This window comes from Corynebacterium neomassiliense, assembly GCF_900626215.1.
GTDB lineage: Bacteria > Actinomycetota > Actinomycetes > Mycobacteriales > Mycobacteriaceae > Corynebacterium > Corynebacterium neomassiliense.
Map to the genome: position 1 here is coordinate 1,586,436 of NZ_LR131106.1, position 19,791 is coordinate 1,606,226.

At 68.4% G+C, this 19,791-nt stretch carries 17 protein-coding genes; 7 read left to right on the forward strand and 10 right to left on the reverse strand.

Features of this window, described 5'->3' with window-relative positions:
* The first annotated feature begins 1,052 nt into the window (after positions 1 to 1,052).
* Positions 1,053 to 1,937: a GDSL-type esterase/lipase family protein gene (locus tag E0E18_RS06955; RefSeq protein WP_078057372.1), complete on the forward strand. Its 885-nt coding sequence runs from the start codon at positions 1,053 to 1,055 to the stop codon at positions 1,935 to 1,937.
* A gap of 73 nt (positions 1,938 to 2,010) precedes the next feature.
* Here the strand turns inward: E0E18_RS06955 and E0E18_RS06960 are convergent, their stop codons facing one another.
* From E0E18_RS06960 to E0E18_RS06990, 7 genes are all read right to left on the reverse strand, one after another.
* On the reverse strand, positions 2,011 to 4,086 hold the full coding sequence (locus E0E18_RS06960) for an NAD(+) synthase (RefSeq protein WP_130839899.1): 2,076 nt from the start codon (positions 4,084 to 4,086) through the stop codon (positions 2,011 to 2,013).
* Between the two features lie 63 nt (positions 4,087 to 4,149).
* Positions 4,150 to 5,736, reverse strand: a complete 1,587-nt coding sequence (locus E0E18_RS06965; RefSeq protein ID WP_130839901.1) for a carboxylesterase/lipase family protein — start codon at positions 5,734 to 5,736, stop codon at positions 4,150 to 4,152.
* Between the two features lie 84 nt (positions 5,737 to 5,820).
* The gene (locus E0E18_RS06970; RefSeq protein ID WP_066588190.1) at positions 5,821 to 6,633 is read right to left on the reverse strand and encodes an ABC transporter ATP-binding protein; all 813 of its coding nucleotides are present in this window, start codon (positions 6,631 to 6,633) and stop codon (positions 5,821 to 5,823) included.
* A complete protein-coding gene (locus tag E0E18_RS06975) occupies positions 6,630 to 7,598 on the reverse strand; it encodes a FecCD family ABC transporter permease (RefSeq protein ID WP_227871243.1) in 969 nt (322 codons plus the stop codon). Before E0E18_RS06975 ends, E0E18_RS06970 begins: the two co-directional genes overlap by 4 nt.
* A 122-nt stretch (positions 7,599 to 7,720) precedes the next feature.
* Positions 7,721 to 8,794: a FecCD family ABC transporter permease gene (locus E0E18_RS06980; protein WP_227871157.1), complete on the reverse strand. Its 1,074-nt coding sequence runs from the start codon at positions 8,792 to 8,794 to the stop codon at positions 7,721 to 7,723.
* 27 nt (positions 8,795 to 8,821) lie between these two features.
* Positions 8,822 to 9,853, reverse strand: coding sequence for an iron-siderophore ABC transporter substrate-binding protein (locus E0E18_RS06985; RefSeq protein WP_066589847.1), 1,032 nt, complete (start codon positions 9,851 to 9,853; stop codon positions 8,822 to 8,824).
* A 192-nt stretch (positions 9,854 to 10,045) separates the two neighbouring features.
* Positions 10,046 to 10,867: a helix-turn-helix domain-containing protein gene (locus tag E0E18_RS06990; protein WP_066588198.1), complete on the reverse strand. Its 822-nt coding sequence runs from the start codon at positions 10,865 to 10,867 to the stop codon at positions 10,046 to 10,048.
* 98 nt (positions 10,868 to 10,965) lie between these two features.
* Between E0E18_RS06990 and E0E18_RS06995 the strand changes: the two genes are divergently transcribed.
* From E0E18_RS06995 to E0E18_RS07005, 3 genes are all read left to right on the forward strand, one after another.
* Positions 10,966 to 12,015, forward strand: a complete 1,050-nt coding sequence (locus tag E0E18_RS06995; RefSeq protein WP_227871156.1) for an ABC transporter substrate-binding protein — start codon at positions 10,966 to 10,968, stop codon at positions 12,013 to 12,015.
* A gap of 53 nt (positions 12,016 to 12,068) precedes the next feature.
* The gene (locus tag E0E18_RS07000) at positions 12,069 to 12,839 is read left to right on the forward strand and encodes a siderophore-interacting protein (RefSeq protein WP_066588200.1); all 771 of its coding nucleotides are present in this window, start codon (positions 12,069 to 12,071) and stop codon (positions 12,837 to 12,839) included.
* A 64-nt stretch (positions 12,840 to 12,903) separates the two neighbouring features.
* The gene (locus tag E0E18_RS07005) at positions 12,904 to 13,500 is read left to right on the forward strand and encodes a TetR/AcrR family transcriptional regulator (RefSeq protein ID WP_110480949.1); all 597 of its coding nucleotides are present in this window, start codon (positions 12,904 to 12,906) and stop codon (positions 13,498 to 13,500) included.
* A gap of 7 nt (positions 13,501 to 13,507) precedes the next feature.
* Here the strand turns inward: E0E18_RS07005 and E0E18_RS07010 are convergent, their stop codons facing one another.
* Positions 13,508 to 14,368 (reverse strand): siderophore-interacting protein, encoded by an 861-nt coding sequence (locus E0E18_RS07010; protein ID WP_130839903.1) that lies wholly within the window; start codon positions 14,366 to 14,368, stop codon positions 13,508 to 13,510.
* Positions 14,369 to 14,448: 80 nt separating this feature from the next.
* Here E0E18_RS07010 and E0E18_RS07015 point away from each other — a divergent pair, with 80 nt between their 5' ends.
* The gene (locus tag E0E18_RS07015) at positions 14,449 to 15,303 is read left to right on the forward strand and encodes a crotonase/enoyl-CoA hydratase family protein (RefSeq protein ID WP_110480947.1); all 855 of its coding nucleotides are present in this window, start codon (positions 14,449 to 14,451) and stop codon (positions 15,301 to 15,303) included.
* A gap of 48 nt (positions 15,304 to 15,351) precedes the next feature.
* On the opposite strand, the gene gluQRS is transcribed toward E0E18_RS07015, so the two are convergent.
* Complete coding sequence (gluQRS, locus tag E0E18_RS07020) at positions 15,352 to 16,290, reverse strand: tRNA glutamyl-Q(34) synthetase GluQRS (protein WP_130839905.1); 939 nt, start codon at positions 16,288 to 16,290, stop codon at positions 15,352 to 15,354.
* A gap of 155 nt (positions 16,291 to 16,445) precedes the next feature.
* Here gluQRS and E0E18_RS07025 point away from each other — a divergent pair, with 155 nt between their 5' ends.
* Positions 16,446 to 17,195, forward strand: coding sequence for a PadR family transcriptional regulator (locus tag E0E18_RS07025; protein ID WP_130839907.1), 750 nt, complete (start codon positions 16,446 to 16,448; stop codon positions 17,193 to 17,195).
* Positions 17,196 to 17,251: 56 nt separating this feature from the next.
* The gene (locus tag E0E18_RS07030; RefSeq protein ID WP_130839909.1) at positions 17,252 to 18,940 is read left to right on the forward strand and encodes an ABC1 kinase family protein; all 1,689 of its coding nucleotides are present in this window, start codon (positions 17,252 to 17,254) and stop codon (positions 18,938 to 18,940) included.
* Here E0E18_RS07030 and E0E18_RS07035 read toward each other — a convergent pair.
* Positions 18,876 to 19,775: an MOSC domain-containing protein gene (locus E0E18_RS07035; RefSeq protein ID WP_130839911.1), complete on the reverse strand. Its 900-nt coding sequence runs from the start codon at positions 19,773 to 19,775 to the stop codon at positions 18,876 to 18,878. The genes E0E18_RS07030 and E0E18_RS07035 overlap by 65 nt on opposite strands.
* Positions 19,776 to 19,791 lie beyond the last annotated feature (16 nt).

The following is a 19,791-nucleotide window of genomic DNA, read 5'->3' on the forward strand; positions in this document are numbered from 1 at the left end:
TGCTGCGACCGCCCCCGCACCCGGCCGGGCACCTACCGGAGCCGTCATCCGGCTCCGCACCCGCCGCAGTCCGCATCAGCATCAGCATCCGTATCAGCATCCGCATCAGGGTCGGCAGAGAGTGCCGGGAGAGTCGTCAAAAAGCCGGAAAGACCGAAAAATCGGGAACAATCGGGAACAATCCGGAACACAGAAGAGCCACGGTCCCCGAAAGGACCGTGGCTCCTGCGATAAAGAGTCAGAACAGAAGACTACGCACCGACGGTGATGGTGAGCAGGTCGTTGAGGAAGCTCACCGAAGAGGTGAAGCTGGGGGCAATCGTGATGGTCAGGTCGCCGAAGAACTGGGTAAGAGCAGGGAACATCTGTTCATTCCTTAAGGTAGGTGCTTTATCGTTGCGCGAGTCAGACTAACCTGACGGGCATGGTTGCACAATACTTTCAGTGTGAAAAGCGGGGGTGATTTCATCCTCTCCCGGCACTGTCAGGACGCGACAGATCCTGCCACAGAAGGGCGCAGCATAGATCACCACATCACCTGTGAACTGCAGTGACACGAACGACACCACGTCAGGGACAGGTATGCCCGGCGGCCCCCGGAAAACCCGGGGGTCACCTCAGTGAAACATTTCGGAGGCCGCGAACGTTATGCCCCTCCGACCCCTTACGGGGGTAGCTGAGTAGTCGGTGGCAACTTTTTCCCCCGACATGCACCGACGCACACTTTCCCGGTCCTCTCCTTACAGGTCCCGGGACTGCCCCCTGCGCCACAACCGCACCGGGACCGCCCTCACCGGTCCCGGACGAAACCGGACCGTCCACTGCCTGCAGATCCGGCCGGTCGACCGCCGGTTGTCGCACCGTGTGGCCGCCGGACAAGACGCTACCGTCTCCAGCCGGAACGTGCAGTATGATCCCGTATCAGTCCGGTGCCCCTGCTCCCCCCCCGTACAGGGAACACAGGGGCAGAGATCGTGGACAGTCACCGACCCGCCTGACACCGCCGGGCTTCCCGGAACTACCCGCAGTCACCCCAGAAAGCACCGCTGAGCATGCATGCACGTCATCCCCGCTCCGGCGGGACGGCCCGGAACCACCGGCACCGCCGTCCCACCGGCAGAGGAACCCGCATCGTCACGCGCAGTCTGCTCGCCCTGACCGGGATCGGTGTTGTCGTGGCGTCCGGCCTGACCATGGTCTCACTGTCGGGGGCGGCCTCGGGCGGGCACCGGAGTGTCGTGGTTTTCGGGGACTCCTACTACTCCACCCCGGACGCACCTGCCCTGCAGAGGCCCTGTGCGCAGTCCGAGCACAACTGGCCCCGCCTCGCCGAAGAACGGACCGGCGTCACAGTCCACGACTGGAGCTGTGGCGGAGCCACCTCCGCCAGTCTGCTCGACCGTGTCAAGGAGTCGCTCGTCGCAGGCGATCTCGGTCAGGACACAGGAACGGTCTTCCTGTCTGTCGGAGGAAATGACTTCGCTCACCAGGACGCCGTGCGTGGCGGAACCGTCGACGACCTGGAGGGACGCCGCGACATCGTGCTCGCCAATGTGTCGACCGCCGTCGGGATCATCCGTGCCACCGCCCCCGGTGCACGTCTGGTGATGTCCAGCTACCTGCCCAGCACTGTCGGACCCTATGTCTGCCGCACCGCCGGCCCCGTCCAGGGGGTCTCTCTGCCCGTGTACGATCCCGACCTCGACGCGGTGGAAGCGTACATCAGCGAGACGATGGCACTGGCGGCGCAGCAGCACGGGGCGGATTTCGTTGACCTGCGGGCCGCCGCGGAGGGAAACTCGACCTGCAGCCCGGTGGGTTCCAGGTTCGTCTCGGGGGAACAGGACGGTGCCGCGGACGTGCTCATGGCCTGGCACCCGACCCAGGCCGGAGCGGTGTTCATGGCGGACAGTCTCATTCCGCATTTCGCCGACTAGTCCACGCCGACGTCACCGCCTCCGCCTGCCCTGTCATGACGACCACGGTGCGACGTCCCGTGCCGCCACACACCTACAGTCCCGGATACGCGGCATCCAGCTCGGCGATCCAGGCCCGGGCGTTACCGTCCGACGGGGCACGCCAGTCGCCACGGGGTGACAGGGAACCGGCCGGGGACACCTTCGGCCCGTTCGGTATCGCCGTGCGCTTGAACTGGGCGAACCCGAAGAAGCGGGACAGGAAGGTACGCTCCCACTTCACGATCGTCGCCAGATCGTAGGAGTACCGGTCCTCGTCGGGGAAACCGGCCGGCCACTCCCCGACCCCGGCGTCCTTCCAGGCGTGCCAGGCGAGAAACGCGATCTTCGACGGACGCAGCCCCGCCAGAACATGCCACAGGGTGAAATCGTGCAGGGCGTAGGGGCCGATCGCAGATTCGGTGGACTGCACCTTTCCGTCAGCCCCCGGCGGCACGAGCTCGGGACTGATCTCCGTGTCAAGGACAGACCGGAGAACCTCCACAGTTGCGGCGTCCACCCCCTCCCCCTCGGAGATGACCCACCGGATCAGGTGCTGCATCAGGGTTTTCGGCACACCGGAGTTCACCCCGTAGTGGCTCATCTGGTCCCCGACACCGTAGGTGCACCAGCCCAACGCGATCTCCGAGAGGTCACCGGTGCCCACCACGATCCCGCCGTGGAAGTTGGCCAGCCTGAAGAGATAGTCCGTACGCAGCCCTGCCTGGACATTCTCGAAGGTGACGTCATACACCGGCTCACCGTCACCGAACGGGTGGTGCATCTTCTGCAGCATTTCGGTGGCGGCCGGGCGGATGTCGACGGTCTCCACAGTCGCACCGACCGCTTCCGCGAGAGCCAGGGCGTTGGACCTGGTGTGCTCACTGGTGGCGAACCCGGGCATCGTGTAGGCGAGGATGTCGGACCGGGGGCGTCCTGCCCGGTCCATGGCCCGGGCGACGACCAGCAGGGCGTGGGTGGAGTCCAGTCCCCCGGAGACGCCGATGACAGGCCTCGGATCCCCGATCGCCGACAGTCTCTGGACCAGTCCCGAGACCTGGATGTTGAAGGCCTCGTAGCAGTCCTGTGCCAGTCGTGCCGGGTCGCCGGGGACGAAGGGGAACCGGGCGAGGTCACGACGCAGCCCGATCTCGTTCACCGGGGGGTCGAGGGTGAATTCGACGGTACGCCACCGGTCCCTGCCCCCTCTGCCCTCTCCGTCCGTGTCGGTGAGGGTGCGCCGGTTGTCGTCGAAAGTTCCCTGGTGCAGGCGTGCCTGACGGATACCGTCAAGGTCGACGTCAGCGACGGACCACCGGGGGCCGTCGGGGAAACGTTCCGTCTCCCGCAACAGGACGCCACGTTCGTACACCATCGTCAGCCCGTCCCAGGAGACATCGTTGGTGGACTCCCCCTGCCCGGCAGCGGCGTAGACGTAGGCGGCCTGGCAGCGCAGTGAGGCGCTGGACGCGAGGAGGTGCCGGTCGTCCGCCCGACGCTGGGTGATCGGCGAGCCGGAGAGGTTGAACAGGACCGTGGCACCGGCCAGGGCGGCGCGGGCGCTCGGCGGCACAGGAACCCACATGTCCTCGCAGATTTCGACGTGGAAGGTCAGACCGTCGACGTCTGCGGCGGTGAACAGCAGGTCGGTGCCGAACAGGGCCCTGTCGTCGCCGACGCGGACGGACTCACCCCGGATGTCGTCACCCGGCGCGTACCAGCGGCGTTCGTGGAACTCCCTGTAGGTGGGAAGATTCGACTTCGGAACGACACCGAGAATCTCGCCGCGGTGGATGACGACGGCGCAGTTGTACAGGCGGTTGCGCCACGCCAGCGGTGCTCCGACGACGAGGACGGGCATCAGGTCGACGGATGCTGCGACCAGGGTTTCGACGGCAGCGGTGACAGCGTCAGACACGACATCCTGGAGGACAAGGTCATCGATGGCGTAACCGGTGAGACAGAGCTCGGGGAAGACGGCGACGGCGACGTGGTCGTCGTGGAGTTCGCGGGCCGCGGCGACGATGGTGCGGGCATTCGTCGCCGGGTCGGCGACAGCGACAGGGACGGTTACCGCGGCGACGCGGGCGAAACCGTGGGCGTACGCCCCGGCAGAGGGCTGATCAGGCATGCCCCCAGTCTGCCAGGCCGGCGGTGCACCGGCGCATCCTCACCGCAGCTGCGGGTTCCCCGGTCACCGGACCCCGGCCAGTCCGGCGGCGAAGTCCCAGGCCTGCGGGTCGAGGTGACTTCCGCCGGCGTCGTAGACACGGGCCTGGAGGACCCCGGCGTCCTCGACGGAGGGCCAGTCGGGGTTCTCCCCACGGATGAACCGCACCCAGTCACCGTGCATGGCGTCGGCCAGCTGCCGTGGTACCCCGGTGCCGGAGGCGGTCATGACCCCGGGGGCGTCGGTGACGTCGAAGGAGAAGGGGATGTCCGAGCAGTGGGGGGACAGTCCGGCGGGGCCGGTCCGGCCGTCGAACTCGTAGAGCCAGGTTCCTGCACCGGCGACGTCGGCACCGCGTCTCGCGTCTGCCACCCGGACGATACCGACCCCGAACTGCAGTGCCGACAGCACCAGACTCAACGCGAACTGTCCGCCCGTGACCGCGACACGGTCCTCCAGCCGGTCGAGTGACGGCTGCGGGACCCCGGCCGCACGGAGGTCGGCGAACACCTTCTCCACCGGTACCGGGGTCGGGACCGGGAACTCGGTGGGGGTGCCTCCCACCAGCAGCGGAACCTGCACCCCGTGACCGTCGACGGCGGCGGTGGCCACCGCCGCCGGGAAGAGCTCACCGTCCACCGCCGGCGCCCAGATCATCGTGGGTGTCACCGGGCCACCGCGACGCAGTGCGGAGACCGTCGCGGTGACGTGGGGGGGGGTGGGAGGATCGAACATGCTGTCCCCGCCGTACGCGGCACCGGAGCGTTCGACGTCCAGGATCTGTTCCGGGGAGAGCGACCCCCACCCTGCGGGGGTGCAGGGGATGCCGAGGGTGCCGGCCAGGGTGCGGGACGCCCGGATGACCTCCGCCGCGGGGATGTCGTTGACCGCCGGGGACTGGGCTGTCGCACGGTGGAAGAGGCCCTGTGCACGCGGGACGGCCAGCAGGTCCAGTACCGAGGTCCCACCGGCGCTCTGGCCTCCGAGGGTGATTCTGGAAGGGTCTCCCCCGAATCCGGCGATATTGTCCCGGACCCACTCCAGTGCCGCGATCTGGTCCAGCAGTCCCCGGTTGAGTCCGCCTTCCTCCTCGCTGCCACTCCAGCCGAAGCCCTCGAAACCAAGCCGGTAGGAGACGTTGACGGTGACGATCCCGTCCCGGTTGAAGGAACGGCCGTCGTACCAGGGGCTCGAGGGGGTGCCGGAGATGTAGGCGCCCCCGTGGATCCACACGAACACCGGCAGCCGGGCCTCCCGGTCGCCCGGGGCCGGGGTGAACACGTTGAGGTTGAGGATCTCGTCGCCGGGGATCACGGGTTCCGGAATGGTGGGGTGGTCCGAGAAAGGCCGGCGTTGGGGCGTCGGCCCGGGCCGTGTCGCCTCGAGGGTCCCCGACCAGGGACGGTGCGGCGCCGGCGGGGCGAAGCGGAGATCCCCCACCGGGGCCGCCGCGTAGGGGACACCGAGGTAGGCTGCGGACTCTCCACGCCACAGTCCCCGGACCCTGCCTGCGGTGGTGGTCACCTCGGGTGCCGGGCCCTGTGCCCTGCTGCTGGCGGAGGGGTCGGCACGGTCGGAGGGGTCGTGGCTGTCATATGTGGTGTCGGTCATGCCACCAGTGTGTCAGTATGTCCCGGTCCGGGCAGGATGACGCTCGGATCCACCGGCCCGGGGCACCCGGTCCGGTGGACCGGTTCAGAGCACCCGGTGGCGTCCTATGGGCAGTACCAGCGGTGCACCGGACACCGGGTCGGTGATGATCCGTGACCGCAGGCCGAAGACCTTCTCCACACGTTCCTCGGTGAAGACCTCCGCCGGTGTGCCGACAGCCTCCACCAGACCGTCGGCGATCATCACGATCTCGTCGCAGTAGCGTGCCGCGAGGTTGAGGTCGTGGAGCACCATGACGATGGTGATCCCCGAGGTCTCGTTGAGGTCGGTGAGCAGGTCGAGCACCTCCACCTGGTGTGACACGTCCAGGTAGGTGGTGGGCTCGTCGAGCAGGAGGATGTCGGTCTGCTGTGCCAGCGCCATGGCGATCCACACCCGTTGACGCTGGCCTCCGGAAAGCTCGTCGACGGCCCGGTCCGCCAGTTCCGAGGTTCTCGTCCGGTCGAGGGCGAAGGCGACCGCCTCATCGTCCTCGCGGCTCCAGCGGGACATGATGCCCTGGTGCGGGTGGCGTCCCCGTCCCACCAGGTCGGCGACGGTGATGCCCTCCGGTGCGACGGGGGACTGGGGCAGCAGTCCGAGGGTGCGGGCCAGTTCCTTGGGCGGGACACTGTGGACGTCCCTGCCGTCGAGGAGCACCCGGCCCGTGGTCGGTCTGAGCAGTCTGGACATCGATCTCAGGAGGGTGGATTTGCCGCAGGCGTTCGCGCCGATGATGCCGGTGACCCGCCCCGGGGTGACGCTCAGGTCGATGCCACGGATGACGGGGCGTCCCCCGTACCCCAGTGACAGGTTCTCGGCGGTCAACGAGTGTCCGGTCCCGGTTCGTGGTGTCACAGTGATCCTCCTGCACGGTTGGTCCGGATGATGAGGTAGATGAGGTACGGGGCACCGAGCACCCCGGTGACCACTCCGACCGGGTAGCGGGTGTCGAAGGCGAACTGGCCGCAGAAGTCGGCGACGAGGACGAGCAGTGCCCCGACGAGCGCCGCCGGTATGAGAAGGGAGGTACCGGGGCCGGCGAGTCGTCCGGCGACGGGGCCGGACAGGAAGGCGACGAAAGCGACCGGTCCGGCGGCGGCGGTGGCGAAGGCGATGAGTCCGACTGCCGCGACAACGATGACCAGCCGGGTCCGCGACACCCGGACTCCGAGTGCGGCGGCCGTGTCGTCACCCAGCTGGGTCGTGGACAGGTCCCGGGACTGGCTGAGCAGCACGGGGACGAAGATGACGACGGCGACGGCGACCAGTGTCACGTCCGTCCAGGTCGCACTGTTGAGACTGCCGGTGAGCCAGCGCATCGCCTCCTGGGTGTTCCAGCTGTCGGCCCGCGACAGTTCCCAGTTGATGCACGCGGTGAGCATCGCCGCGACACCGATCCCGATGAGGATCAGTCTGGTTCCTGCAACCCCGCCTTTCCAGGACAGGGCGAAGACCAGCAGGGCGACGGCGAGGGCTGCGACGATGGCGAGCGCGGAGACCGCGGCCCCGCCCAACGAGAGACTGACGATGGAGAACACCGCCGCCGCCGACGCGCCCGAGCTGATGCCGATGATGTCGGGGCTCGCCAGGGGGTTGCGGAGCATGGTCTGGAAGACGACACCGCCGAGACCGAAGGAGAATCCGCAGATCAGGCCCAGCGTCGCCCGTGGAAGACGGAGGCGTCCGACAGTGAAGGACGCCCCGGACACCTGTTCGCCGGTGATGACGCGCCACACGTCGGACGGCGGGTAGAAGGTCCGTCCGAAGACCAGGGAACAGCACCACACCGCGACGACGAGAATGACGAGGACCGTGACCACCGTCCACCAGCGGCGGCTGCGGGCACGCCGGTCACGCCGTACTGCGGCGACGGTGGCGGGATGTGCGGGTGACGGGCTGCCGTCACCGGCTGTTCCCGGTCCGGAAGCAGTTTCTGGCGTTGTCACAGGGCGCGCACCTTCCTGCGTCGGACTATCGCAATGAACACAGGTGCACCGACCAGGGCGGTGAGGATACCGACCTCGAGTTCGGCGGGCCTGGCGACGATTCTCCCGAGGATGTCGGCGCCGGTGAGAAGCGCTGCCCCGGCGACCGCGGAAAACGGTATGAGCCAGCGGTGGTCCACCCCGACGAGGAGGCGGCAGGCGTGAGGGACCACCAGGCCGACGAACCCCACGGGTCCGGTCACCGCCGTGGAGGCCCCGCAGAGTACCACCGCTCCGACGGCGGCGGACAGGCGGGTGAGCCACACTTTCTCGCCGAGTCCGGTGGCGAGTTCGTCGCCGAGGGCGAGGGAGTTCAGTCCTCGGGCGGACAACAGGCACACGACGAATCCGATGACGAGGAACGGTGCGACGAGCCGGATGGAGTCCCAGGTGCCTCCTCCGACTCCGCCGATCTCCCAGTCTCTTGCGAGGTCCACGATGTCTGCACGGGTAAGGGTGACGGCGCTGATGAACGAGGTGAGCGCCGCTGCGGTGGCAGATCCGGCGAGAGCCAGCTTCAGGGGGGTGGCTCCGCCGTGTCCGAGGGATCCGATGACGTAGACGAACACCGCGGTGACCGCGGCACCGGCGAGCGCCAGCCAGATGTAGTCGGAGGCCCTGGTCATGCTCAGGTAGGTGATTCCCAGGACCACGGCGAGGGACGCCCCGGTGTTGATCCCGAGGATCCCCGGGTCTGCCAGGGGGTTCCGTGTCACTCCCTGCATGACGGCCCCGGTCACGCCGAGGGCGGCGCCGGTGATCACGGCGAGGACGGTGCGCGGGATTCGTTTGGCGACTGCGCCGCGGTCGATGCCTTCGGTGGACCCCCCGTAGGCGGCGATGATGTCACCGAGTCCGACGTGCCGGGACCCCACGGCCGTGGAGAGCACCACGATGACGAGGAGGACGCCGACCCCGACGAGGAGCCAGGCGGTCCTCTTCAACGCCCGGTGACGCAGGCCTGCGGCGGTGCCCGCCGAGGCGGTGCCTCCTGCCGGGGCGGTGTCTGCTGCTGGGGTGGCGCTCGTCATCGTGGTGTCGGTGTCCCGGTCGGAATCCTAGGCTGCGTTCTGCTCGGTGGCGTCCTGCGATGCGTCCTGTGCGGAGGCCTTCTGTGCGGCGGCGTCGAGGACGTCGACGTACTGGTCGAGAATGTAGGGAAGGCCGAGGGGGGTGGGGTTGGCGGCGGTGCCCAGCTCATCGTCTCCGAGGAGGACGACGGCGTCGTTCCTGATCGCGGGGATCTGGCCGAGCACGGGGTCCCTGCGGATGGTGTCGATCATGGCCTGGTCACCGTAGGTGACGATGATGTCGACGTCGGAGAGGGTGTCCGCCTGTTCCGCGCTGATGGTGCCGGAGAATTCGTTGTTGGCGTCCCCGAACTTCTGGATGGCGTCCGGGGTGACCATGCCGAGGTCGTTGAAGAACTGGGGGCGGGTGTCGTGGTTGGTGTAGAAGGTGACCTGGCTGAGGTCACTCGGGTCGACGTGGGTGAGGAACATGGTCTTCTTGCCCTTGATGGCGGGGTGGGCGTCCGCGGCCTCGGTGATCTTCTTCTCAAGGTCGGCGATGAGGGCGCGGCCCTCCTCCTCCTTGCCGATGGCCTTGGACTCGATCTCGATGTTCTCGCGCCACGGGGTTCCCCAGGCGACCTGGTCCTTCGGGAAGGCGACGGTGGGGGCGATCTCGGAGAGCCGGTCGTACTGCTCCTGGTCCAGTCCGGAGTAGCCGGCGAGGATCACGTCGGGGTGGGTGTCGGAGACAGCCTCGTAGTCGATGCCGTCGGTTTCGTCGAAGAGGACGGGGGCCTCGACGTCGCCGCCGGCGCCGGCACCGAGTTCGTCGAGCTTCTCCTGCACCCAGGGCAGGACGTCGGAGCCGCCGAAGTTGGCCTTCGCCATGCCGACGGGGACGACGCCGAGGGCGAGGGGCACCTCCTGGTTCTCGAAGTTGACGGTGGCGACGCGTCCGGGGTCGGCGGGAACTTCGGTGGTACCGAACGCGTGCTCGATGGTGATCGTGTCACCGCTGTCGGAGCTCTCGTCGGAGGAGCAGGCGGCGAGGGACAGGCCGAGGACGGCCGCGATCATCAGGACGAGGGGGCGGAGGACCCGCCGGAACCCGGACTTCGGGCTGATCAGGGTGGACACAGGAAACCTTTCAGAGGTGGATGACTCTCGAAACTTTCCTCAAGGTAGTGCAGCCTTGCCTGTGGGGCAATCACGTAAGAATGACATACTTTTTCGCAGTTCGGACAAATCGCTGATCAGAGCGAGCAGATGTCACCGACCGCCGGTGTGGAACTGGCCCGGAGTTGTGCCGGTCACCCTCCGGAACGCCGTGGTGAAGGAGCTCGCCGAGCTGTATCCCACGATCCGGGCCACCTCGGCGATGCCTTTGTCACCACCGAGCAGGGTCACCGCGTACTGCACCCTGGCTGCGGTGATCCACCGCGAGAAACTCAGACCCGTCTCCGATTCGAACGCCCGGGTGACGGTGCGGGTGCTCACCCCCAGCTGCCGCGCCCACTCCCGCAGGGTCCTCCCGTCACCGGGGTTGGCGCGCACCGCCTCCACGACCGGGGCCAGCAGAGGCGCGGAGGGCACCCGCAGAACCAGGCCGTTGTCCGACGGGCGCAGCACGTCGAAGATCATCTGCTCCGTCGTCCGGTGCTCCGTGAGGTCCAGGTCCTCGGTCACCAGTCTCTCGAGGAGCAGGCGCAGCAGGTCCGTCAGGTCGACCGCGACCGGTCCAGCGGCCAGCGGCGGGGTGTCGGCGGCGAAGTGGACGGCCATCTGCCGCGATCCGGCGGGGGTGCTGCCCGAGTGCGGCGTCCCCGCGGGGATCCAGAGACCGACTGTGCGTGTCACGGTCCACACCCTCCGGCCCGTCACGGCGTGCCCCGCCCCGAACTCGTTCCAGATCAGTTCGTGGGTCGGGTGGGAATGCTCACCCCACCAGGTGTCGCGTTCGTGGTCTTCCTCGTTGCCGAAGACCCGGACAGGGAACCTGAGGGCGCCTGCCGGATACATGGGCAGGTAGCGGGCATCGACGGACCCGTCCGGACCTGGGACGGTACGGGCCCCGGCAGCGTGTGCGGTCACATCGTCCAACAGTAGCGGACAATCCGGACATCTACTCCGGTCACTTAGGTGAGGTTCACCATTGCCTTTTACGGCCATTCCTCACTAATATGCGGCGCATGCCATCACCCACCACGGCGGCACCGCACCGCCCGCCCGCCACCGTCCTCGTCCTCCTGGTATCCGGAGCCCTGTGCGGGACCCTCGTGGCCTGTTCCCCGGAGCAGAGCTCCTCCCCCGGCACAACCACGGCGTCCTCGTCCGCCTCCACGTCCCCGGTCACCGTCACCCACGCCATGGGGACCACCACCATCCCCGCCGACCCGGGCAGGATCGTCAGCTTCTCCTCCGCCTTCACCGACGCCTTCTCCGCGCTGGGCCGACCGGTGGACGTGGAGTACCGCTCCGACTTCTACGCGGACGCCGCGCCATGGGAACCGACGGACGTCCCGGAGTCCCGCACCTACCCGCTGGGACAGGTTCCCGACGTCGAGGACGTCGCCGCAGCCGACCCCGACGTCATCTTCGCCGGCTACCTGCCCGACCAGGCCACCTACGACAGACTGAACAAGATCGCACCGACCATCGCCGCCGTCGGTGGCTCGACCCAGACGGACAGCTGGAGGGACGCCACGACCGTCGCCGGACAGGTCCTGGGAAAGACAGCCGAGGCGGAGAAGCTCATCGGGGACGCGGACGCGGCATTCGACGCCACGACCTCCAAATATCCGGCACTCGACGGAGCCACCGGGGCATTCGGCCAGATCAGTGGGCAGGGCCTCGCCGTGGTCACCGGTGACACCGACCCCGCCAACGAGTTCCTCTCCCGGCTGGGCATCGTCATCCCCGACAACATCCGCAGGGCCTCGTCCGACGGCTCCCGCGCCTTCATCTCCGAAGAGAACACCGACCTGCTCGACACCGACCTGCTGCTGATGTGGCCCGTCGGAATCACAGAGGCCGACGTCCCGACCAAGGTCCGGGGGTGGGATGACCTCAGGTCCGTGAAGAACGGTTCCGCATTCCTCGCGGACAACACCTCGGCGCAGTCCCTGGGCACGCCGACGATCCTGTCGATCAGCTGGTCACTGGACAAACTCGACCCCGTCTTCGCCGCCGTCGAACAGGCGGCGTCCACCCCGTCCACCCCGGCCGGTGCCGGGAACTGAACACACAGACCGGACAGACCGGACAGACCTGACACAGAAAGAGAACACCTGACATGGGCAAGGGACTGGGTGGAGTGGTCCTCCGCGCATTCGGCGCGAAGGAACACCAGATCACCGTCACAGACAGACAGCAGGTCACCGACAACCTCATCCGCGTGCACTTCCATTCGGACACACTGCTCAACCCGTCCGGGGAGGAACCCGGCAACTGGATGCGCGCCTGGTTCCCCGACCCTTCGGGCAACGGGAAAGAACACCAGCGCGGGTACACCTACGTCGACGTGGACGCCGCGGCAGGCAACTTCGCGGTGGACTTCGTCATCCACGAACCCGCCGGACCGGCGAGCACCTGGGCGAGGAACGCACGCCCGGGCGAGACACTGGGGGCGCACCGCCTCGGCGAAGACCCCTTCCACCCGGAAGCGGAGATCGACGGCGTCGGACTGCCTGAGGGCTTCCTCTTCCTCGGCGACCTGGCCTCGTATCCGGCGGTCAACCAGATGGCGCTCGCGGCCCGGGAGGCCCGCCCGGACGCCCCGGTCGAGGTGATCCTGGAACGCCACTCCCCCGCCGACGAACAGTCACCGCTGCCCGCCGGCCCCGGCATCACCGCACGGTGGGTGGACCCGGTCGGCGAAGGCGAGTCACTGTACCGGGAGATCAGGGACCGGGACTGGAACGGGTGGTACATCTGGGCCGCCGCCGAACAGCAGGTCACCAAGCGGGTCAGGGCATTCCTGAGGAAGGAGGCCGGCCTGCCGAAAGCGGCCGCGCACACCCAGGCCTACTGGGTCCGGGGAAAGAGGATGGGGACCGACAGATGATCCGCAGGTGACAGTGCGGCAGGAGTCTCCGGCAGTACCGGGTGGTCCGGATAGAATCGGTGACATGCCTGTCAGACGTAAGTCGGTGGGGCGTCCGGCACGGACCTCACTGTCCGCACTGCTGGATGCCGCCGTGGAGCTCGGTCTCGACCGTTTCACACTCAGCGCCGTGGCGAAGCGCACCGGCATCGCCGAGGCGACGGTGTACAACTACGTGTCCGGCCGCGACGAGCTCTACCGTCTCGCCTGCGACCGACTGTTCGCGGGGGTGACGTTGGAGACCGACCCTGCGGTGGATTCCGGCAGCTGGACGGACTACATCGACAATGTCAGCGAGCAGGCCGTCACTCTCGCCGCAGCGCACCCCGGGCTCACCGAGTACCTGTTCTACGGTCCCCTGGGGCCTGAGACGGTCCGGATCTACCGGACGATCGTCGACGAAACCATGCGACGCTGTCCCGTCCTCGACGCGAACACGGCGTACTTCGTGGCGTCCCGGAGTTTCCTCGCGGCGCTGACACTGGCGTCCCACCCCCGCTACCACGGTGCCGGAAGGTGGCTGAGGCAGGCGCTGACGGCCGGCATCGACACCAGGATCGCGGCAGGTGACCTGCCCGAACTCCCCGGCGACTGGACGGACGTGCTCGAAGACCTGCGTTAGTCCCCTGTCAGTCCCGGTCCCCCAGCGAGATCCGTTCGGCCAGTCCCGGGTCGGAGACGTCCTCCCCGGCCGCCATCGCCTCCCGGAACTTCACCATCTCCTCCTCGTCCTTGCGGGTGCTGTCGACGTCCCTGGTCCAGTACGCCCGGGCGAGCAGGTCGTCACGCGCCACCGACCACCCGTCACGGAGGACACCGCGCAGATGACGCACCGTCGTCGTCTCCGCGGCGATCCACCCCTGCACCCTGCCGGCGCCAGAACCCGGAAGGTGACCCGAAAGGTGCGGCAGTGTCCCTGCGGTGACCTCCGCGAGATCATCCACGACCAGCAGGTCCACACCGTCCCGCCGGGGCAGCAGGGTGGCGTCCTCCGGGTGGTTCACGGAGACGACCACGTCGGCGGGCATGCCCGCGGGCAGTGATTCGACGACTGCCGCGGCTGCGGGGATTCCGGCGGGATCGGCCAGGAGCACCACCCGGTCCACCTCCCCGGCACCCGCGGGCAGTGCCCACTCGCACCGCATCCCGGTCGCACCGACCCGCTCCCCCGGCCGCAGTCCGGACAACCACTCCGCGAGGACGCCGTGGTCGTGCCGGGCGATGTCCACGTCGATCTCCCCGGGGCCGGGACGGTACCGCCGTACCGTGACGGCCCGGAGCACCGTCATGTCCGGGAGCAGCAGCTTCATCGCGTCGGCGGGCAGCTGTTCGGTGTAGGCCGCCAGTTCCCCGTCGGACGGTCCCTCCTCTGCCAGGGTGACCCGGACGTAGCCGGGGGACAGGTCCTCCACCACTCTGACGGTCAGCTGCGGGGATATGACGGGACGCCGCACCGTGGCGGAGCGGATGAGCGACTTGATGGTCTCCATGTCCCCAGGGGTACCCACCGGGAACCGCGGTGTCCACCGACTCTCCCCCCTGACTCCCCCGCCTCGGTTAGCGTTGGCCCATGACCACCACCGGCCCTGAGGGGCTTCCCACCCTGACCTTCACCGACGACCCGGACACCGGCGCCCGCCTGGCGCACGTGAGGCTGAACCGGCCGGAGAAACTGAACTCGCTGACCCTCGGCGTCCTCGGTGAGCTTGTCTCCGTGGCGGGCAGGATCCGGGCCGACCGCACGGTCCGCGCCGTGGTGCTCTCAGGTGAGGGCCGCTCCTTCTGCTCCGGGCTCGACTTCGCCTCGGCTCTCGGCGATCCTCGGGCACTGGCGGCGAATTTCCTGCCCCGCCCGTGGAAGGGGACCAACGTCTTCCAGGAGGCGTGCTGGGCTTTCCGGCGGCTGCCCGTACCGGTCATCGCCGCCGTCCACGGCCACTGCCTCGGTGGCGGCCTGCAGTTGGCCATGGCCGCGGACTGGCGGATCACCACCGCCGAGGCCCGGTGGAGCATCCTGGAATCGAAGTGGGGACTGGTCCCTGACATGACCGGGATGCAGTCGCTGTCGCAGCAGCTGCGGGCCGACGTACTCAAGAGACTGACGATGACCGGGGAAATTCTCGACGGTGCGACGGCGGTGGAGTACGGCCTGGCGAGCGAGGTCGTGGACGGGTCGGACGCCCCGGTCGACGCCCCGGTCGACGCCGCAGTCACGCTGGCAGGCAGGATCGCGACACGGTCCCCGGACGCCGTGGCCTACGGGAAGCGGCTCGTCGACGAGACCTGGAACCGTGGGCCCCGGGCGACGTTCGCATGTGAACGGTTGCGGCAGTTCAGGCTGCTGGTGGCGTCCAACACCGCTGTCGCGCGCAGGGCGGCGGCCCGGCACACCACGGCTGTCTTCACCCGGCGCAACGTGCGGTGACCGCCGGGTGCACTCCGCGGGACCGGGGCCCCGTTCAGGGACCGCGGGTCAGGGGCCCCGCCACACCACCGGCTCCCGGGAGAGCAGACGAGGATCCTCCAGGGCGTCCGGCCCGAGCGAGTCCTCGATCCACCGGCGGGCCACCGCGGCTCTCTGGGCCGGAGTGTCTCCGGGCAGCTGCCGCAGAGTCACCGCCCCGTCGCGCTTCGCCAGCCGCTTCCCGGTCGGGCCGAGGACCAGGGGCACGTGGACGTACTCCACTTCAGGCAGACCGAGCAGGTGTGCGAGGTACGCCTGCCGTGACGCCGAGGCGAGCAGGTCGTCACCACGGACAACCTGGTCCACCCCTGACCGGGCGTCGTCGACCACGACAGCCAGGTTGTAGGCGTAGCCGGACTCCGCAGGATTCTCATGCACCGTGACCAGGCCGCCCCGACGGAGAATGAAGTCGTCCACCTCGCCGGTGTACCCGGGCGAACCGTCCCCGGTGTCGACCGCGAACACCTCACGTGCGGTCCACCGGGCGACCCGGGACCGTAGCCGCAGGGCGGGCACCCGCCCCGCGGCGGCGAGGTCACGCCGCCGGCGTTCTCTCTCGGCGTCGGTGAGGTCACGGCAGGTGCCCGGATAACGGTCCGGGGCGGTGTGGGGGGCCCGGGACGCCTCCCGGATGTCACGACGCGAGCAGTAGCACTCGTAGACGAGGCCCCGCCCCGATAACTCCGCCAGGGCTGCAGCGTAGTCGTCGATACAGTCGGATTCGTGGACGATCTCCCCGTCGAAGTGCACTCCGACGGCCTCCAGGTCCCCGATCTGACGTTGCGCCGCCTCCTCCGAAGACCTTCCCCGGTCGATGTCGTCCACCCTCAGGACAAATCCCCGGCCTGTGACCCGTGCCCACAGTTCCGCGATCACCGCGGTACGGAGATTTCCCAGGTGGAGATCACCGCTGGGGCTCGGTGCGAAGCGCCCGTTGCCGTGAGTCATGGTTCACAGGGTAGCTGTCCGGTCCGACGCGTACCGTGGCAGGTGTGACGACCACCGTGGACTCACCACCCTGCTGACCATCACACCGGTGCCGCGCACCGGTACATCAGCCGGAACTGACCACCAGACCACACACAACAGGAAAGGCTCCGACCATGGCATACACCGACAACGGCAGAGACTCCACCGATCCCCGGGACTACAGCAGACTGTGGGAGACACTCCGGGGACTCCGGGACGATTTCGCCGCCCACCGGCCCCGGCTGGAGATCTCCGGCGACGACACCGCCGACCACGACGTCCGGGAAGCTGTTCTGCGGGTACTGACAGAGAAGCCGGCCACCGGTGCAGCTGTGATCCGCACGGTGACGGAACGGTCCACCGACGGATGGGTGCCCCCGGCCGCCGAGGTCTACCCCACCCTCCAGCTGCTCGTCGACGAAGGCTTGGCGACGGTCAGCGAGGACAACGGGCGCCGTACCTTCACCCTGACCGAGGACGGCCGTGAGGAGGCCGCCGGACTGGACTCCGACGCCGACGACAGTTCCGACACGGACTGGTCGGAGCTCTTCGCACCGCTCACCCGGCTCGCGGACGCCTCCCCGTTCGGGGGGACCTTCACCCGGAACTTCAGCGACCTCCCGAAAGCGGGACTGAAACTGGGCCAGGCGGTCCGCCAGGTCCTCGTCAGCGGCGACCGCGACCACATCGACAGGGTCACCGCACTGCTCGACGAGACCCGACGGAAGATCTACGGGATTCTCGCGGAGGAGCCCGCGGCGTCGCCGGAAAAGCCGGCGGACGGTCCCGCTGAAGATTCGGGCGAGGATTCCGGACAGACCCCGGGGACGCCGTCGACGGACGACGGCACCTCCGGTGACCCGGCGGCCCCGACCGCGGAGTGAGTGCACCCGGTCACCGCCGCCTGCGGTCCCGGTACCGACGGATCACCTTTTTCGGCATGTCGGTCATCCTGCAGGTGTGGTGGTTCGACATCGTCCTGCCACGGACAGGTCTCCGCGAATGGAGCAGACGGGGCCAGACGCGGCGCCTGACCCGGTCGGCTGTACGGTTCCGTCGCCTCGCCACCGATCTGGGCGGCCTGATGATCAAGGTCGGCCAGTTCCTGTCGACCCGTATCGACATGCTCCCGCCGCAGGTCACCGATGAGCTGGCGACACTGCAGGATTCCGTGCCCGCCGCCGACTTCGCCGAGGTCCGGGTATGTGCGGAAGAGGAACTCGGCATGCCTCTGTCTCGGGCGTTCGCGTCCTTCGGAACGGAACCGATCGCGGCAGCGTCCCTGGGACAGGCGTACCGCGCACGACTGGCCCCTGCCCTCGCGGCCGAAACAGGTTTCGCCGACGTCGTCGTCAAAGTCCAGCGCCCGGGGATCGCCGATGTCGTCGACGTCGATCTCTCCGCCCTGAGGAGAATCGCCGGATGGCTGTCCCGGGTACCGTTCATCGCCCAGCGCGCAGACGTTCCGGCACTGGTCGAGGAGTTTGCGCGCACCAGCTACGAAGAGATCGACTACCTGCACGAGGCCGGGGAGGCCGACCGGTTCCGGAAGGAGTTCGCCGACGCCGCGCCCGGCAGGACCCACCCTTCCCGGGCCCCGGAGGTCGTGTGGGAGCGCAGCACCCGGCGCGTCCTCACCCTCCAGGACGTCACGGCCGTGAAGATCAGTGACACCGCGATGCTCAGGGCCCTGGGAACCGAGCCGTCGGATGTCGCCGCAGCTCTCGCCGAATCAATGTTCACCCAGCTGTTCACCACGGGCCATTTCCACGCGGACCCCCATCCCGGCAACATCTTCGTCACCCCCGGGCTGTCACGCGGGGAGTTCTCCCTGACTTTCATCGACTTCGGGATGACCGGCACAGTCGACGACACCCTCCGTGAGGGCCTCCGCCGACTCGTCATCGCCGTGGGGCTGCGTGACGGTGAGGGCATGGTCGCGGCCATGGAGTCCCTGGGCGTCCTGCTCCCCACCGCGGACTCGGATTCCCTCGCGGAGGCGATGACCGAACTCTTCGACAGGTTCGGTGGTATGGCGGTCACCGATCTCCAGCACGTCGACCGCGCGGAACTCGAGGAGTTCGCCCACAGATTCCGGGACATCATCCGGTCGATGCCCTTCCAGTTGCCGGAGAACTTCCTGCTCATCATGCGCGCGGTCTCGATGATGTCGGGACTGTGCTCCACCCTGGACAACAGTTTCAACATCTGGGAGTCCGTGACCCCCTTCGCCGCCCGTCTCATCCGTGAGCAGGCCGGGGACTCCGCCCGCGACGTCGCCGAACGGGCGGTCCGCACAGCGGCCGGCACGGCGAAGACCGTCGTCGCTCTCCCCGGACGCCTCGACCATGTCATCGGCGTGGTCGAGAGCGGTGACCTGTCGGTGAAGACCCCCCAGGTCGAACACCAGCTCAAAAGGCTGGAACGGGCCGCCGTGCGGGTCGTCGCCGCCCTCATCTTCGTGGGACTGGTGATCTCGGGGGCTGTTCTGCGCAGCTCCGCGGACACGGGAGGCCCGTTCGGCGCCGACGACTGGAGCACCGGGGCGAACGTGGTGGGGATCGTCATGATGGCATCTTCGGCTCTCCCCCTCCTCTACTCCCTGTTCGGGGGTCGTGGACTTCGCTGACCCGGTCCCCGGGGCGCACGGTTCCCCCGGTACCGCAGACGGAACCGACCTCACCGGGTCCCTGCGACCCGTACGGCAGCATGAGGACCCCCAGAGTCGGCTCCCGCTGGCCCAGGTCCCGGGTCAGCACCTTCAACAGGTTGACGTCCCGGACCCCGGAGTCAGGGTTCGCCGTGACTGCCGCGCACCGCACGATCGGCTTCTGCGCCGTCAGCAGGACCTCCCCGACCCTGACCGTGGTCCCGGACTCCGCCCACTCCAGTTCCTGCCACGGGTCCAGACCGTTGACCACGATATTCGACCGGAAACGACGGTCATCGACGTCCACCCCGGGGCTGACCCGGTCCGCGGTGCCGCCCAGGTCCCGCACCGACGCCTCGCCGTGCAGTGAGACGAAGCCCCGCGGTCGGTCCTGGAACCTGGCGTGGACTCCGTCGCCGACGAGTTCCAGGGGAAGCCGCCCCGGCCGACGCAGCCGGCGGGCGTCAGGGCCGGAGAGGACACGGTCGGTGACCGCGTCGCACAGTTCACGGCGTCCTTCCCTGTCAAGGCCGGCGGAGACCAGCACGGCCCCGTCCTCGCAGACGGTCAGCACCGTTCCGTCGAAGGTGACCCGCAGGCGGGCGAGGGAGGGGAAGTCCTGCAGGCACAGCCCTTTCGCCTTCGGCCAGTAGTCCAGGCCGTCCCTGCTCTCCGGTGTGGCGTCGTCGGCGAACCGGAACGCCAGAACCCGGTCCCCGGCCACCCTGCCGTCCGGCTGGATGACGAGTTCGTCGACCGGTTCCGGGGTGAAACCTTTCACGGGGTAACGGTAAAGTGCTGTGACCTGCGGCATACCGGTCAATGTACCC

Coding starts and splice junctions, on each gene's coding strand:
- E0E18_RS07025 (WP_130839907.1), top strand. CDS start 16,446: ATGGCATACACCGACAACGGCAGAGACTCCACCGATCCCCGGGACTAC.
- gluQRS (WP_130839905.1), bottom strand. CDS start 16,290: ATGACTCACGGCAACGGGCGCTTCGCACCGAGCCCCAGCGGTGATCTC.
- E0E18_RS06965 (WP_130839901.1), bottom strand. CDS start 5,736: ATGACCGACACCACATATGACAGCCACGACCCCTCCGACCGTGCCGAC.
- E0E18_RS07000 (WP_066588200.1), top strand. CDS start 12,069: ATGGGCAAGGGACTGGGTGGAGTGGTCCTCCGCGCATTCGGCGCGAAG.
- E0E18_RS07035 (WP_130839911.1), bottom strand. CDS start 19,775: ATGCCGCAGGTCACAGCACTTTACCGTTACCCCGTGAAAGGTTTCACC.
- E0E18_RS07030 (WP_130839909.1), top strand. CDS start 17,252: ATGTCGGTCATCCTGCAGGTGTGGTGGTTCGACATCGTCCTGCCACGG.
- E0E18_RS06995 (WP_227871156.1), top strand. CDS start 10,966: ATGCCATCACCCACCACGGCGGCACCGCACCGCCCGCCCGCCACCGTC.
- E0E18_RS06980 (WP_227871157.1), bottom strand. CDS start 8,794: ATGACGAGCGCCACCCCAGCAGCAGACACCGCCCCGGCAGGAGGCACC.
- E0E18_RS06960 (WP_130839899.1), bottom strand. CDS start 4,086: ATGCCTGATCAGCCCTCTGCCGGGGCGTACGCCCACGGTTTCGCCCGC.
- E0E18_RS06985 (WP_066589847.1), bottom strand. CDS start 9,853: ATGATCGCGGCCGTCCTCGGCCTGTCCCTCGCCGCCTGCTCCTCCGAC.
- E0E18_RS07010 (WP_130839903.1), bottom strand. CDS start 14,368: ATGGAGACCATCAAGTCGCTCATCCGCTCCGCCACGGTGCGGCGTCCC.
- E0E18_RS07015 (WP_110480947.1), top strand. CDS start 14,449: ATGACCACCACCGGCCCTGAGGGGCTTCCCACCCTGACCTTCACCGAC.
- E0E18_RS06955 (WP_078057372.1), top strand. CDS start 1,053: ATGCATGCACGTCATCCCCGCTCCGGCGGGACGGCCCGGAACCACCGG.
- E0E18_RS07005 (WP_110480949.1), top strand. CDS start 12,904: ATGCCTGTCAGACGTAAGTCGGTGGGGCGTCCGGCACGGACCTCACTG.